The sequence below is a fragment of the Marinobacter sp. LV10MA510-1 genome (genome assembly GCF_002563885.1).
Lineage (GTDB): Bacteria > Pseudomonadota > Gammaproteobacteria > Pseudomonadales > Oleiphilaceae > Marinobacter.
On sequence record NZ_PDJA01000001.1, the window covers coordinates 2,715,057 to 2,730,690 of the forward strand.

A 15,634-nucleotide genomic window follows, 5' to 3' on the forward strand; every position below is an offset into this window, starting at 1 on the left:
TGAAAAGAACTTTACGCTGAGTAAAACGTATTTACAGACAGAACTGCCTCGCAAACAGGACTGCCCCATATCGGGCCGGAGTCGCGTAATGAACACTGACAGCAAACCGTTAAACACTGCAGCCAGCAAGCCTGGCAAAGCCGAACTGGCAAAGATGTTTCGGGAATTTATTGATCCACAATTCGTCATTACCGACGAAGAGACGCTCAAGCCTTACGAGTGCGACGGCCTGTCAATGTATTGCGTAATGCCGCTATTGGTCGTGCTGCCAGAGACCGTTGAACAGGTGCAACAGGTAATGCGCCTATGCCATCAATTCGGAATTCCAGTGGTTGCCCGTGGAGCAGGCACTGGCCTGAGTGCGGGCGCCATGCCTGACGCCGGCGGCGTAGTGTTGTCGCTGGCCAAGTTCAACCGCATTCTGCACATTGATCCGCTCGCGCGCTCGGCCCGCCTGCAATCCGGCGTACGTAACCTGGCCATTAGTGAAGCCGCCGCCGACTATGGTCTTTACTACGGCCCAGACCCATCCTCCCAGATCGCCTGCACCATCGGCGGTAATGTGGGTGAAAACTCCGGCGGTGTGCATTGCCTTAAATACGGGCTTACCACCCACAACATTTTAAGCGTCGAAATGGTTACCGTAGACGGTGAGCGTGTGGTGATCGGCAGCGATGGCCTGGACACCTGTGGCATGGACCTGCTGGCGCTGATTACCGGCTCTGAAGGCCTGCTGGGCATCATTACCGAAGTACAGGTAAAACTGCTGCCAACCCCGGAAATTGCGCGGGTCGTTATGGCTGGATTTGGCACGGTTGATGAAGCAGGCGCGGCCGTCGGCGGCATTATTGCCCAGGGCATCATCCCCGCCGGGCTGGAAATGATGGACAGCCATGCCATCATAGCCGTGGAAGCCTTTACCGGCGCGGGCTACCCGGTGGAAGCCGCCGCCCTGCTGCTGTGCGAGGTAGACGGTACCAAGGAAGAAGTACAGGAGCACATCGAAAAAGCCGAAGCCCTGTTCCGGGATTTTGGCGCCACCTCCATTCGTACCTCAAAAGACGATGCCGAACGGGCTCTAATCTGGAAAGGCCGCAAGAACGCTTTTCCTGCCATGGGCCGGATTTCTCCGGACTACTACTGCATGGACGGCACTATTCCCAGGGCGCACCTGGGTCAAGTACTGAACGAAATGCAGGACATGTCAAAACGATTTGGCCTGCGCGTCGCCAACGTATTCCACGCCGGTGACGGCAACCTGCACCCGCTGATCCTGTTTGATGCCAACAAAGAGGGCGAACTGGCGCGCGCAGAAGCCTTCGGCAGCGACATCCTCGAGCTCTGCGTTAAGGTGGGCGGCTGCATTACCGGCGAACACGGCGTTGGCGTGGAGAAAATCCGCCAGATGCCCATGCAGTTTACTGACCCCGAAATTGAACAGCTCAATGCCGTCAAAAGCGCCTTCGATCCCCAGGGAACCCTGAACCCGGGCAAGGGTGTACCCACCCTGCGCAATTGTCAGGAATACCGAGCCATTAACGCCAAACCACAGGCCCCGGAAGTACAGCATGCCTGACATCACCAAGCACCTTCAGCAACAGATCAGCGAAGCCCGTAACCAAGGCCATAAACTGGCCATCGTGGGCGGTGGCAGCAAGCAGTTTATGGGTCGCAAGATCAACGCCGAGCAACTGGACGTTGGCGGCCATAGCGGCATTGTTGACTACCAGCCGCTGGAGTTGGTTTTAACCGTCCGCGCCGGCACGCCGCTGAGCGAAATCGAAACCGCACTGGCTGAGAAAAACCAGATGTTGTCGTTCGAGCCGCCATACTTTGGCGACCGCTCCACCATCGGTGGCACCCTGGCCTGCAACCAGTCCGGCCCGGGTCGCCCCTGGTGGAACTCGGTGCGTGACCAGGTGCTGGGCGTGAATCTGATTAACGGCAAAGGCGAAAGGCTGCGTTTTGGCGGCCAGGTGATGAAAAACGTTGCGGGCTACGACGTATCCCGCACCCAGGCAGGCGCAATGGGTACGCTTGGCGTGATGACAGAAATCAGCCTTAAGGTATTACCAAGACCGGCAATCACCCTGACCCTGTCACGGGAAATGGAACACTCCGAGGCCATACGCTTTATGAGCGCCCGGGCCGCCGAGCCCAAGCCTTTGTCCGGCGCCTGTTGGCTTGATGGCACGCTGTATTTACGACTGTCCGGCGCCCATTCTGCGGTGGAAGCCACGGCCAAGCAGTGGGACATACCGGTGATGGCGAACGGCGACACTTTCTGGCAACAATTGCGCGACCAGCAATTAGCGTTCTTTGCCGGCGAGCAGCCGATGTGGCGCTTTTCTATAAACTCCACCGCAGCAACGCCATCGTTAAAAGGCCCCTGGCTGCTGGACTGGGCTGGCTCCCAGCGCTGGTACCGAGGCGATGGCGAAATGGCGACCATGGAAGCCCATGCCGAGAAAGCCGGCGGACAGGTCAGCCTGTATCGCGGCGGTGACCGCACCGGCGAAGTCATGCACCATCAGCAGCCCGCCCTGCAAGCCATCCAGAAACGACTGAAACATTCCTTTGATCCAGACGCCCTGTTCAATCCCGGGCGGCTCTACAGCTGGTTGTAACCTAGCAGGTGCTCAATGAAGACCAACCTTGTTGCTGAATTTCAGAACACTGCGGAAGGCCTGGAAGCCGAATCCATATTGCAGGCATGCGTCCATTGCGGCTTTTGCACCGCAACCTGCCCGACCTACCAGGAACTCAATGACGAGCGTGACGGCCCCCGGGGCCGCATCTATCTGATTAAGGAAATGCTGGAAGGCGCCGAAGTCACCAGCAAAACCCGCGACCATCTGGACGGCTGTTTGACCTGCCGCGCCTGCGAAACCACCTGTCCCTCCGGTGTTCAATACGGCCGCCTGGTCGACATTGGCCGTGGCGTGATTGAAGAAAAGCTGGAGCGCCCGCGTAACGAGCGGTTAATGCGGCTGGCATTGCGCAAAATATTGCCGTATAGCAGCCGTTTCGGGCCGCTGCTGGCGCTTGGGCAAACGTTCAGGCCCCTGCTGCCAGAGGCCCTGAAATCCAAGGTACCGCCGCGACGTAAAGCGTCGCCCTGGCCCACGGCCAGCCACCCTCGGGTAATGATGGGGCTGGCCGGTTGCGCGCAATCCTCCGCGGCCCCCACCACCAATGCGTCAACTGCGCGGGTTTTGGACAAGCTTGGAATCACTCTGATAGAGGCGCCGAAAGCCGGATGTTGCGGTGCCGTCAGTTATCACCTGTCGGCCCATGAGGAAGGTTTAAACTTCATGCGCAACAACATCGACGCTTGGTGGCCAGCCATTGAAGCCGGTGCCGAGGCCATTGTGATGACAGCCTCCGGTTGTGGCGCCATGGTGCAAGACTATGGCCACCTGCTTCGCGACGACCCGGTGTACGCCCAAAAAGCCAAGCGCGTCAGTGAACTGATGAAAGACATCAGTGAGGTCTTGCTGGCCGAAGATTTGGGTAAGCTCGATTTACAGGCATCCGCCGACAAAATAGCCTTCCACTGCCCCTGCACCCTGCAGCACGCCATGCAGAAAAATGGCCTGGTGGAACAGGTGCTGACAAAAGTCGGTTTTAACCTGGCCAAAACCAAAGACAAACACCTGTGCTGCGGTTCCGCAGGCACCTACTCGATCATGCAACCGGAAATGAGCCAGAAACTGTTGAAGAACAAACTCGCAGCTCTGACCCTGGACCAACCCGACCGCATCGTCACCGCTAACATTGGCTGCCAGCTGCATCTGGAAACCAAGGCCCAAGTGCCGGTACAGCATTGGGTGGAACTGCTGGACCGGTGAGCCCACGCCATTGCTTTCAATCGAATTATGTTATGATTCGAGGTCAATTTTTCGAACCTGTTAACCATGAATCAACCATGAATCCGAACACACGCCAAGAAGAGCTGGCGGATGTCAGAGAGAACCTCGGTGTCCGCGCTTACAAGCTGCTAAAGAATGACATTATTAAGGGCCAGTTCCGCCCCGACGAGAAGCTACGTATGAGCATCTTGAAGGAGCGCTACGACCTTGGCATAGGGCCGCTACGTGAGGCCTTGTCGCACTTGGTAGCCGAGCAATTAGTCGTGGCCATCAGCCAGAGAGGCTATCGCGTTTCTCCTATGTCGCTTGCAGAATTGCATGATATTTACGATGCGCGTGCAGAGCTGGAAGCCATGATGCTTGGCTTGGCGATTGAACGGGGTGATGACAACTGGGAAGCGGAGATACTGGCCCGAAACCATCAGCTCGCGAAAGTGAGCGAAGCCCATACCCCCGGCTCACTGCTGGAAGTATGGGATACCCGCCACAGCCAGTTTCACGCCGCTCTGGTTTGCGGCTGCCGTTCCCCTCAGCTAATGAAAGTGCGCGACGGGCTTTTTGATAAGGTTCAGCGCTATCGCCATGTCTGGTTGAAAGAAACCGTTTTTTCCAGCGAGGCGTTAGAAAAAAAGCGCCAGGAGCACGCTGCGCTTGTGGAGGTTACTCTTGCACGCCGCAAAGAAGAGGCCGAAAAGATGATGCGCGAACACCTGATGACGCCTGTGCCGATTATTACTGCAGTCATGAGGCAGCAGGATATTGCCTGAAAACTGCATTCTGAGACAGTGGCCAAGTACAAAAAAAGGGGAGAACAATATTGTTCTCCCCTTTTTTTGTACTACCTGTGGAGCAGACAATGCGTTTGTTAGAACAACAAACCGGGTAGCCACAGCGCAATGGCCGGAAAAGCCACAACCAGTGCAAGGCCAATAAGCTGCAAACCGACGTAAGGCAGCGCCGCGTAATAAATATCCACAATGGTGATGGATTTAGGCGCCACCGATCGCATGTAAAAGAGGTTGTAGCCGAAGGGGGGCGTTAAATACGCTGATTGCATGCTGAGGACAAACAGCACCGCAAACCAGGTGGTATCAAAACCCAGATCGCGCACGATCGGCACGTAAATCGGGATGGTGATGAACAGGATGGCAAAGTCATCCAGAAACATACCCAGCACGAAGAAGGTGGACAGCATTATAATGATGACAACATAGGGTGACAGCGAGAACGCATCGATCAAGTCACTGACAATCATGTCAGCACCTAACCCCATATAAATTCGACTGAAAAATACCGCCGCTATCGCAATCCACAACAGCATGCCGGTAATTTTTGTCGTGGTCAGCATAACGTAACGCAGCAAACTCCAACTCAATCGCCCGTGCATGGCTGCGATGAGGAGTGCTCCGGCAGCGCCTACCGCAGACGCCTCAGACGGAGACGTTACACCACCAATAATGCAGCCCAGTACCGTTGTGACCAGAATACCCGGGGAGATAAGGTGGCGCAGAGAGATAAACTTCTCTTTAGCGGTAAAGCGCTCTTCCACCGGCGCTGCGGGACCGAGTGCCGGGTTCAGGCGGCAGCGTATCAGTATGTATGCCATATAAATGCCCGCCAGCATCAGGCCCGGCATCAAACCCGCGGCGAACAACTTGCCCACAGATTCCCGTGCCAGAAAGGCATAGACGATCATCACCACGCTCGGCGGGATCAAAAAGCCGAGTGCCCCGCCGGCCATAATAGTGCCAGTAGCCAGCTTTTTGTCGTAACCGCGTTTAAGCATTGCAGGCAGTGCAATGATACCCAGGCTTACGGTCGCCGCACCCGAGACGCCAGCCATTGCAGCTATAAGGGCACAGATCAAAACAGTACCGACACCAAGACCGCCAGGAAGTCGGCCCATCAGTTTGTGTATCATCTCAAAAAGATCGTCAGTGATCCCTGAGCGCTCCAGCACCAGTCCCATAAATATGAACAAAGGGAGTGCAACCAGCAGAAAGTTGTCCATAGTGCTGAAGGCTGACGAGAGCAGAAACTGCAGCCCGCCAGGGCCGAACATCAGATAGGCACTGCCCATGCCTGAAATCATGAGTGCCCAAGCCAAAGGAGCACCGATTACCATCAGCACGATCATGGAGCAAAACATGATGGCGGTGATGGTAATGGGGTCTAAATTTGTCATCGGAAAAGCCCTTTCAGGGTATACCTGAATGTGTTTCTTATTGCGTCACAATTTAACATCATGGCGTTGCCTGTCTTGCCGAGGGAGCCTTTACTATTCGCTCGTGTCACTTCTCGGATCGTCAAAAGGCACGCCCGAAAGGCGGACTAAAGCACGAACAAGCTCTGCTATGGACTGCAGGATCAGAAGTCCGACAGCAACAGGGATTGTTGCTTTAATAGGCCATACCAATGGACGCCAGATGCTGCTGTTGGAGTATTCGCCGATCAGCCATGAGCGGTATGCGAACTCAACCGCCATTTTGAAAAACACGGCCAGAACGAGAATGCCTAACGTGTACACAATCACGTCGCAGAAGGCCTGCCCGCGCAATGGAAATAAACGATAGATAACGTCGCTGCACACATGCTGTCGATGAAGCAACGTGTAACTTCCGGCCATAATGCTCAGCGCGCCGAAAAACATCGTTGCCAGCTCGTGCCCCCACACAGTGGGGGCGTTGAAAATATAGCGAGCAGCGACTTCATACAGCAGTACACCGATGATACCTAACGTCAGCCAGGAGGTGGCTCGGCCGATCCATTCGGAAAGCCCATCCTGGAAACGAAGATAGCGGGTAATCTTACTCACTGAGGCGGCCTTTCGCTTTGGCGTTCTGGATCAGGATTTCCACGGCGCGGGCGTTGCGCTCAGAGCGGGCAGCTTCTTCTCTCCAGATGGGAAGGGACGCTTCTGCCAAATCACGGGAATCTTCTTCTGACAAAGTGGCAAATTCAAACAACGTGCCTTCGTCGATAAGGCGCTGATTGCCTTCTTCCAGCCAGTTGTGGACGTCAAGCAGGTATTGATCAAGCTCTGTTTGAAGAATCTGCTGTTGCTCGTCGCTCATCTTCTCCCAGGTACCCGGGTTAATAAGCAGGTTTTCTGTCCAGCCCGGATTGAGAAGATTCAGGTCGGTGTAGTAACCGGCTACCTCGTTAATCCGCAGCTGCTCGTACTCGACCGGGCCACCATAAACAGCGCCGTCGATAACGCCGGTCGAAAGAGCGATATAAAGCTCTTCGCCTGGAATGAAGGCCGTTGGAATATCAAACTTCTGCAATACCGTGGCAATAGAACTGGTGGCCCGGATACGCATATCGCCAAGATCTTCGAGGCTGGTGACCGGCTTAGTCGTCACCAGGCCGTAATCACTGCCGAAGCCGCGTCCGATCAGCTTGACGCCTTTTTCTTCGTAGGCTTCTGCAATTATTTTATCCAACCCCTGGTTGGCGAAAATATCGCGGGCTTCTTCCACGCTCACCCAGGCGCCTGGTAAGCCGGCTTCAATGGTGCCGATACCCACCGTACCCGGCCAATAGCTGCCCACACCGTGAGCAATACTGATGCTGCCCTGCGCAACGGCTTCCACAAACTGATCACTATCGACCAGTTCACCCCCACGGAAAAACTGGATCTGGAGAGAACCATCACTGGCTTCTTTGACGCGGTCGCTTAAGTCAGCGGCGATTTGGTCAACTTCTGTGCCGTAAAACGTATGCATGCGCAGACGCATCGTTTCAGCGTAAGCCGCCTGGCTGGCAAGCACGGAAACCGCAAGGGAGGTGGCAAGAACGCTTTTCACGAATGCTGAGAGCTTCATAACAGGAACCTTTTTGGAAAGAATGTTGTTGTTTGTTGTCGATGCACAGGGGTATCCAGAACACGTTGCGTGGGTTCAGTGTAGACCCTTGTAAACTAAACATGCCATAAAATTTCGACGAATCCCAAAAATATCCACATTATTTAGCCATTAGAATAAGTCGCTTTTATAGACAGTCTATTCCTGCTTTTAATGGCTTTGCACCAGACGGCGTCGTGTCCACTTGATGGTAAAGAGCTCACGCCAGTTTTGCGCACGCAAAAATATTTTGACGTTTTGCTAAAATGTAGATATTTTGACTGTATGCGTTTTGCACACCCACCGCCGTTATCTGTTTAGGAGTTTTGACGATGAGCCATTTTAATTGGGACGACCCGCTATTGCTGGAACAGCAGTTAACCGATGAAGAGCGCCAGATTCGCGACGCTGCCCATGACTACTGCCAGGAAAAACTCCAACCGCGTGTTCTGTCAGCGTTTCGCGAGGAACGTTTTGACCGCGAGATCATGAGCGAGATGGGCGAACTCGGCTTGCTGGGTGCAACGGTATCACCGGAATACGGTGGTTCGGGCGTTAATCACGTTTCTTATGGATTGATTGCGCGCGAAGTTGAGCGCGTTGACTCCGGCTACCGTTCGGCCATGAGCGTGCAGTCATCGCTGGTGATGTACCCCATCGAAGCTTATGGCTCGGAAGAGCAGAAGCACAAATACTTACCCAAACTTGCCAGCGGCGAACTCGTTGGCTGTTTCGGTCTGACAGAACCAGACCACGGCTCCGACCCCGGCTCGATGATTACCCGTGCTGTGAAAGTGGACGGTGGCTATTCTCTCACCGGCGCCAAAATCTGGATCACCAACAGTCCGATTGCCGATATCGCAGTGGTATGGGCAAAATCCGCTGCCCACGACAACCAGATTAAAGGCTTTATTGTTGAACGCGGCACCAAAGGATTCAGCACGCCGAAAATCGAAGGCAAAGTGTCTCTTCGTGCATCGGTTACCGGCGAGATCGTGCTGGATAATGCGTTTGTACCAGAAGAGAACTTGCTGCCGAACGTCAGCGGCCTGAAAGGTCCGTTTGGTTGCCTGAACAAAGCCCGCTTCGGTATCGCTTGGGGCGTAATGGGCACGGCTGAATTCTGCTGGCACGCAGCGCGTCAGTACACCCTGGACCGCAAGCAGTTTGGCCGTCCATTGGCAGCTAACCAATTGGTTCAGAAAAAACTCGCCGACATGCAGACCGAGATCACCTTGGGCTTGCAGGCAGCGTTGCAGGTGGGTCGCTTGATGGATAGCGGCAACTGGGCACCAGAGATGGTGTCGCTGATCAAGCGCAATAACTGTGGCAAGGCGCTGGACATCGCTCGTCAGTCCCGTGACATGCACGGCGGCAACGGCGTTTCCGACGAGTACGGCGTGATTCGCCACATGGTGAACCTGGAGTCGGTGAACACCTACGAAGGCACCCATGACATACATGCGCTGATTCTGGGCCGTGCTCAAACCGGGATTCAAGCTTTTTTCTGATTTTTCTAACGGAAGGTGTGCACCATGGCAGGTCCCTTAACAAAGTTGCGCGTACTTGATCTTAGCCGAGTGTTGGCTGGCCCATGGACTACCCAGATTCTGGCGGACATGGGGGCCGAGGTCATCAAGATCGAAAAGCCCGATAGCGGCGATGATACGCGCCACTGGGGGCCGCCTTGGCTCAAGGCCGAAGATGGTCACGAAACCCGCGAGTCTGCTTATTACCTGGCGGCCAATCGCGGTAAACATTCACTAACGGTGGATATCAGTCAACCTGAAGGTCAGGAGTTGATTCGCGAGCTCGCTTGCCAAAGCGACATCCTGGTCGAGAACTTCAAAAGCGGTGGTCTTGCGAAGAAGGGGTTGGACTACGCCACGCTATCGGCACTTAACCCGGGCCTGATCTATTGCTCGATCACAGGCTTCGGGCACACCGGGCCTATGGCAGAAATGCCGGGTTACGATTACCTGATTCAGGCCCAGGGCGGACTGATGAGCATTACCGGGGCGGCAGACGGCCAGCCTGGCGCAGGCCCCAAACGCGTTGGTGTGGCGGTGGCGGATTTAACCACCGGCATGAACGCCACCATCGCCATACTGGGCGCGTTACACCACCGGACGCAAACAGGTGAAGGGCAGCATATTGATATAGCGCTACTGGATGTACAGGTGAGCTGGCTCGCCAATCAGGCGCAAAACTACTTCTGCAGTGGCAAACCCCCGGTACGTACCGGTGACTACCACCCCAACCTTGTCCCCTATCAGCCGTTTCCCACGTCTGACGGCCAGCAGATCATTATTGCCATCGGCAATAACGGACAGTTTCAGCGCTGGTGCGAGACCATTGGCCTCGGCGAGATTGCCCAAGACGTGCGTTTTGCGACCAATGCTGAGCGAGTGAAACACCGCGTTGAGCTCATCGAGATTTTAGTAAACGTGACCAAAACACGCACGCTCAAACAGTGGACAGTGCTTCTCAACGAGATTGGCGTACCCTGCGGCCCGATTCAGGATATCGCCCAGGTATTCGATGATCCGCAGGTTAAGGCGCGTGGAATGCAGATAACACTCGATTCCGCTCATGGCCCGGTGAAAGGGGTAGCCAATCCGATCAAATACTCGAAAACGACGATTGAATACCACAAAGCGCCGCCTGCTCTGGGGGAAGACACTGACGCCGTACTTGAGCGTGTGCTGCTAAAGTCCGCCAGTGAGATAGAAGCGCTAAAAACAAAGGGCGTGGTTTAGCACCCGAAGCGTTTGCCGGCTTGAATAATGACAAAGGAAAAGACCATGGAAACCTTGCCCGATATTTTAATACCAAAAGCCTTTATTGGCGGTGAGTGGCGCGATGCAACGAAGCATTTTTCGGTCACAAACCCAGCCAATGGCAAGGTATTGGCGGAAATACCCGATTTAGGCCGCGAAGAAACGCTGGAAGCCGTTGCAGCAGCAGAGGCCGCCTGGCCGAACTGGAAGCGGCGAACGGCCAAAGAACGAGCAAACCTGCTGCGCGCCTGGTTTGAAGCCATCATGGCTCACCAGGAAGACCTCGCCCGACTGATGACCCTGGAGCAAGGCAAGCCAATTGCGGAGTCACGGGGTGAGGTTGCCTATGGGGCCTCCTTCGTGGAGTTCTACGCTGAGGAAGCAAAGCGTATGGCCGGCGAAACCTTGCAAAGCCACGGTGTCGACAAGCGTATTCTGGTGTTTCGGGAATCAATTGGCGTTGTTGCGGCGGTAACCCCCTGGAACTTTCCGCTGGCAATGATTACCCGCAAATGCGCCCCGGCGTTAGCCGCAGGCTGCACGGTTGTCATCAAACCCGCCGAAGCGACTCCCCTGACAGCCTTGGCGCTGGTTCGTTTAGCAGAACTTGCCGGGATTCCTGCCGGCGTCATTAACGTGATCACAGCCAGCCAGCCGGCCGCTGTGGGGGATGTATTGACTACCGACCCCCGTGTGCGCAAATTCTCGTTCACAGGTTCTACAGCGGTTGGCAAAAAGCTGCTCGCCCAGTGCGCGGGCACCGTTAAAAAAGCGTCTATGGAGTTGGGTGGTAACGCGCCTTTTATCGTGTTTGATGATGCAGACCTTGATGCTGCGGTAGAAGGTGCCATTGCGTCAAAATACAGAAATTCCGGGCAGACCTGCGTCTGTACCAACCGTTTTCTGGTTCAGTCCGGCGTTTATGACGCTTTCATCGAAAAGCTTGCAGCACGCGTCAAGCAGCTAAAAGTTGGCAATGGAATGGACGCAGGCGTGCTGCAAGGGCCTCTGATCAACCAGGCCGCGGTAGAGAAAATCGAAGCACATATTGCTGACGCACTGGAAAAAGGCGGCCGTTTAATATGCGGCGGCAAAGCCCATGCCCTGGGCGGAACCTTCTTTGAGCCAAGTATTATTGCAGATGCGACCGCTGACATGCGTGTGGCCCAGGAAGAGACCTTTGGCCCTTTAGCACCTGTATTCCGCTTTGACACCGACGAACAGGCAATCGCTATGGCGAATGCTACAAACTCAGGTTTGGCCGCTTACTTCTACGCAAAAGATTACCGGCGTATCTGGCACGTTATGGAAGGTCTGGAGTACGGCATGGTAGCCGTGAACGAAGGTATTCTTTCAACGGAGCTGGCGCCTTTTGGCGGAGTGAAAGAGTCAGGGCTTGGGCGTGAAGGTTCCCGTCACGGGTTAGACGAATTTACTGAACTAAAATACGTGTGTGTGGGCGGTCTTTAAGCGCCGCTGCCAACTGATAAGGAAAAAGTTGATGAACAACGCGCAATTGAATGAACTGAAGAACAAATATGTCGCCAACGGCGCGGCCAGCCCCGCCACACAGTTTGCGGATCGGGCAGAGAATTCTGTGATTTGGGATGTGGATGGCAATCGCATTATCGACTTCGCCGGTGGTATCGGGGTGTTGAACATTGGCCATTGCCACCCGAAAGTTGTGGCGGCGGTACAGGCCCAGGTAGCAAACCTGATGCACACGTGTCAGATCGTGATTCCCTACGCCGGGTATGTACAAGTTGCCGAGAAACTGAGCCAGCTGGCTCCGGTGCGCGGCCACGGCAAAGTGATGCTGGTGAACTCCGGTGCGGAAGCTCTGGAAAATGCGGTCAAGATTGCGCGGGCAGCGACCGGCAAAAACAACGTCATCTGCTTTGACGGCGGCTACCACGGCCGTACGCTTTTTACGATGGCAATGAACGGTAAAGTGGCTCCCTATGCGGGCGATTTTGGCACCATGCCAGGTAACGTTTTCCGTGCGCCCTACCCGGTGCCATCCCTTGGCGTCAGCGAAGAAGAAGCCATTCGCAGATTGCACACAACGCTTAAGACCGATGCTAACCCGCGCGACACAGCCGCGATCGTTATTGAACCGGTTCTGGGAGAAGGTGGTTTTCATCCCGCACCGGCGAGTTTCCTCAAAGCGATTCGCGACATCTGCGATGAGCACGGCATGCTGATGATCGTTGATGAAGTTCAGTCCGGCTTTGGCCGTACCGGTAAAATGTTCGCCATTGAACACAGTGGCGTACAGCCCGACCTGATAACCATGGCCAAGAGCATGGCGGCCGGCATGCCTATCTCTGCAATTGTGGGTACCGACAAGTATATGGATGCCTCTGGCCCGAACTCGCTGGGCGGAACCTACTCTGGCAGCCCCGCATCCTGCGCAGCCGTATTGGCCGTGCTTGAGGTGTTTGAAGAAGAAAACATTCTGGCGCGAAGCATGGCTCTGGGCGAGAAGCTTGGGCAGCGCTTCACACAATGGCAGGAGCAGTTTGCCAGCGTTGAGAATGTGCGTCACTTGGGTTCTATGGCGGCTTTCGATCTGGTTACAGCAGACCATAAACCCGACGCGGAACTGACGGCGGCCATGTGCAAGCTGGCGCGCGAGAAGGGATTGATCCTTATTGCCTGTGGCTTTTACGGCAACACACTTCGTTTCCTGATGCCGGTCACCATTGAAGATGAGGTACTCGAAGAGGGCCTAGCAATCGTTGAGGCATGTCTTGCGGAGTTTGCGGCTTAAGCTCTCGCACCTATACAAGCTATTCCAGCGTTAACTATCCGGCTATAGTAGAGACATTTCCCGGAGGCAAAACATGAGCATGTCTGAAAGAGGGAGTGGCACCAGTGTTTACTCATGGAAGATCTCGGCGGTGCTGTCCGTAGCTTCTTTCATTGGCGCAGTGGTCAGCTTCGGCGATGTCTCGCCAATTATCACAGGCTTGATGTTACTGGCGGCCGTTGGTTAGGGTTTTACTGCCAGAGACAACAAGCGCGAACTGGACAAAGGCGAAGCTTAACAGCGTTACTTATGCGCCAGACCTGAACAATCAGCGCCCCTGAAGCCTCGTTGTTGCCGGCATACTCCTCGGTTCGGCCTAAAGATTTTGAAATCGAGATTATTTTCCTACTAATCATTGGGGAGTGCCCGCCCTCTGACAAAGTGCGATAGTCGAACACTTATTTACTAATGCCCTGCTGATCCTGCAACCAGAATCTCCTCGATATAACACTTAAATTTCTTTTGAAACCACTTATCCGAATTCTGCACAAAATACCTCACTACTATCCGAATTCTGCAGAAAAAAACCCAGAAAACGCCCGGAAATCTTGAAAAAAAATAACTTTTCCTTTTTAATCATAAACCTAAAGAAGAGAAAATAAAAAACATAAAGTTATTCAGAAAGCTCCTTTGTTTCCTGAAATAACAAACTGATGCATGCTCATGCTCGTAAGTGGAGCTAGCAATAATTCTTCAAACTTCATTATAAGAGAGATGCAAACGTGCGCGTGAACCACCCTGTCACCCATCGAAGTGTGCCTGTCAGTTCTGGCGCGAACATTCTGTCCACCACCAACCCTAAAGGGCAAATCACCCACGTTAACGACGAATTTGTCGGTATCAGTGGATTCTCGCGGGAAGAATTGATTGGGCAACCGCACAACATTATTCGCCACCCCGATATGCCCAGGGCGGCTTATGAAGAAATGTGGCGCCGGTTAAAATCAGGGAACACCTGGCTTGGTGCGGTTAAAAACCGGTGCAAGAACGGCGATCACTACTGGGTTCAGGCCTATGCGATACCCGTTACTGGGAAAAACGGCGAGATTCTTGAGCTGCAATCCATTCGCTCGCAGCTCTCACCTGCGGCCGAGGCACGCGCGGAAAAACTTTATGCCACCTTACGCAAAACGCAGGCCACCAAAGGCCCCGTTGAGCCGCCCAAGCTCCGCAGAGCAATGCCCCTGCAACTTAAACTGATTCTCGCCATGGCTGTCATTATGGGTGGCGCAGGGGCTGCCCAGTATTTTATGGAAACCTGGTACTCCGCCTTTGGTGTATGGGTTGCCGCCTCTGTTGTCAGCGCAGCCGCCATTAGCGGCTTTACCAGCCCACTGAAGAGATGTGTTCAAAGAGCCAGGGGCATAATTAACGATACGGTAGCCGAGAAAATCTTTACGGGTCGTGTAGACGATATCGGCAGTCTTGACCTGGTGATTGCCCAGCAGCGCGCCGAGCTTGATGCCGTTGTTAAACGTATGGACGACGTTATCCGCAAGCTTAACAGCGGCGCTGAGAACACTATTTCCCGGAGTAACGATGCTCATTCTGCGGTTCGCGAACAGGCTACAGCAACCGATACCATTGCATCAGCAAGCGAGCAGATGTCTGCCACATCCAAAGAGGTTGCCAGCAATGCAACCGGTATGCTCGAGCAAGTTCGACTGGCCAGCGAGCGCGTTGCCAGCGGACAGGCTCTGACTCGGGAAACCCGCCACAGTATGGACGCCCTATCCAAGGAGCTTACCGAGGCATCGCATGCTGTCGGGCAACTTACCGAGGCCAGCAAGGGGGTCAGTCAGGCGCTGAGTATAATTGGTGACATCACTGAACAAACCAACCTTTTGGCTCTCAATGCGTCGATTGAAGCGGCCAGGGCCGGGGATGCCGGCCGAGGCTTTGCCGTAGTCGCAGACGAAGTTCGCAGCCTCGCGTTGCGAACCAAAACGACAACTGAACAGATCAATGCCACCCTCGGCCGCTTTCACGAGACTGTTTCCAATGCGACCCAGGCCATGGGGCGTTGTGACAGCTATGCACAAAGGACGGTCGACAATGCCATCAGTTCCGAGAGCACCTTGTCGGAGCTTGTTACCTTTATAGAGCGTATCTCCGAAGCCTGTGACGGCACATCGGTTGCGGCAGAGCAACAACACAACGCCTCCGGCGAAATTTCCGGAAAAATTGTCAGCATTAATGACCTGGGTGAAACGGCAATGATGGTGGTCAAGGAGGCTCAGGAGTCCATGCACGAATTGAAACGACAGATCGGTGAAGTTGGTGGATTGGTTTCCCGGCTGAGAGGGCGCAACAGCGCCTGATGGT

The 15,634-nt window shown here is 54.6% G+C and carries 13 protein-coding genes; 10 read left to right on the forward strand and 3 right to left on the reverse strand.

The genetic code is table 11. From position 1 onward, the window contains the following. The first annotated feature begins 88 nt into the window (after nucleotides 1-88). From ATI45_RS13020 to csiR, 4 genes are all read left to right on the forward strand, one after another. Complete coding sequence (locus ATI45_RS13020) at nucleotides 89-1,576, forward strand: FAD-linked oxidase C-terminal domain-containing protein (RefSeq protein WP_098419852.1); 1,488 nt, start codon at nucleotides 89-91, stop codon at nucleotides 1,574-1,576. After that, nucleotides 1,569-2,627 (forward strand): glycolate oxidase subunit GlcE, encoded by a 1,059-nt coding sequence (gene glcE / locus ATI45_RS13025; RefSeq protein WP_098419853.1) that lies wholly within the window; start codon nucleotides 1,569-1,571, stop codon nucleotides 2,625-2,627. The genes ATI45_RS13020 and glcE overlap by 8 nt, the downstream gene beginning before the upstream one ends. Before the next feature lie 15 nt (nucleotides 2,628-2,642). Continuing rightward, entirely contained in the window at nucleotides 2,643-3,851 is a 1,209-nt protein-coding gene (glcF, locus tag ATI45_RS13030; protein WP_098419854.1) for a glycolate oxidase subunit GlcF, read from the forward strand. 77 nt (nucleotides 3,852-3,928) lie between these two features. Then, entirely contained in the window at nucleotides 3,929-4,639 is a 711-nt protein-coding gene (csiR, locus tag ATI45_RS13035; protein ID WP_098421746.1) for a DNA-binding transcriptional regulator CsiR, read from the forward strand. A 98-nt stretch (nucleotides 4,640-4,737) separates the two neighbouring features. Here the strand turns inward: csiR and ATI45_RS13040 are convergent, their stop codons facing one another. The 3 genes from ATI45_RS13040 to dctP form a co-directional block, all read right to left on the reverse strand. Continuing rightward, nucleotides 4,738-6,057 (reverse strand): TRAP transporter large permease, encoded by a 1,320-nt coding sequence (locus tag ATI45_RS13040; RefSeq protein WP_098419855.1) that lies wholly within the window; start codon nucleotides 6,055-6,057, stop codon nucleotides 4,738-4,740. Between the two features lie 93 nt (nucleotides 6,058-6,150). After that, complete coding sequence (locus tag ATI45_RS13045) at nucleotides 6,151-6,687, reverse strand: TRAP transporter small permease subunit (RefSeq protein WP_098419856.1); 537 nt, start codon at nucleotides 6,685-6,687, stop codon at nucleotides 6,151-6,153. Continuing rightward, nucleotides 6,680-7,699: a TRAP transporter substrate-binding protein DctP gene (gene dctP / locus ATI45_RS13050; RefSeq protein ID WP_098419857.1), complete on the reverse strand. Its 1,020-nt coding sequence runs from the start codon at nucleotides 7,697-7,699 to the stop codon at nucleotides 6,680-6,682. Before dctP ends, ATI45_RS13045 begins: the two co-directional genes overlap by 8 nt. A gap of 350 nt (nucleotides 7,700-8,049) precedes the next feature. On the opposite strand from dctP, the gene ATI45_RS13055 reads away from it, so the two are divergent. The 6 genes from ATI45_RS13055 to ATI45_RS13075 all read left to right on the forward strand — a co-directional run bounded on the left by ATI45_RS13055 (nucleotide 8,050) and on the right by ATI45_RS13075 (nucleotide 15,630). Then, on the forward strand, nucleotides 8,050-9,228 hold the full coding sequence (locus tag ATI45_RS13055; RefSeq protein ID WP_098419858.1) for an acyl-CoA dehydrogenase: 1,179 nt from the start codon (nucleotides 8,050-8,052) through the stop codon (nucleotides 9,226-9,228). Between the two features lie 24 nt (nucleotides 9,229-9,252). Then, nucleotides 9,253-10,476 (forward strand): CaiB/BaiF CoA transferase family protein, encoded by a 1,224-nt coding sequence (locus tag ATI45_RS13060; RefSeq protein WP_098419859.1) that lies wholly within the window; start codon nucleotides 9,253-9,255, stop codon nucleotides 10,474-10,476. 27 nt (nucleotides 10,477-10,503) lie between these two features. Continuing rightward, nucleotides 10,504-11,967: an NAD-dependent succinate-semialdehyde dehydrogenase gene (locus tag ATI45_RS13065; RefSeq protein WP_228735973.1), complete on the forward strand. Its 1,464-nt coding sequence runs from the start codon at nucleotides 10,504-10,506 to the stop codon at nucleotides 11,965-11,967. Nucleotides 11,968-11,998: 31 nt separating this feature from the next. Further along, nucleotides 11,999-13,270, forward strand: coding sequence for an aspartate aminotransferase family protein (locus ATI45_RS13070; protein ID WP_098419861.1), 1,272 nt, complete (start codon nucleotides 11,999-12,001; stop codon nucleotides 13,268-13,270). Nucleotides 13,271-13,343: 73 nt separating this feature from the next. Beyond that, entirely contained in the window at nucleotides 13,344-13,496 is a 153-nt protein-coding gene (locus ATI45_RS22270) for a hypothetical protein (protein WP_179888057.1), read from the forward strand. Between the two features lie 535 nt (nucleotides 13,497-14,031). Beyond that, on the forward strand, nucleotides 14,032-15,630 hold the full coding sequence (locus ATI45_RS13075; RefSeq protein WP_098419862.1) for a methyl-accepting chemotaxis protein: 1,599 nt from the start codon (nucleotides 14,032-14,034) through the stop codon (nucleotides 15,628-15,630). The last annotated feature ends 4 nt before the right edge of the window (nucleotides 15,631-15,634 follow it).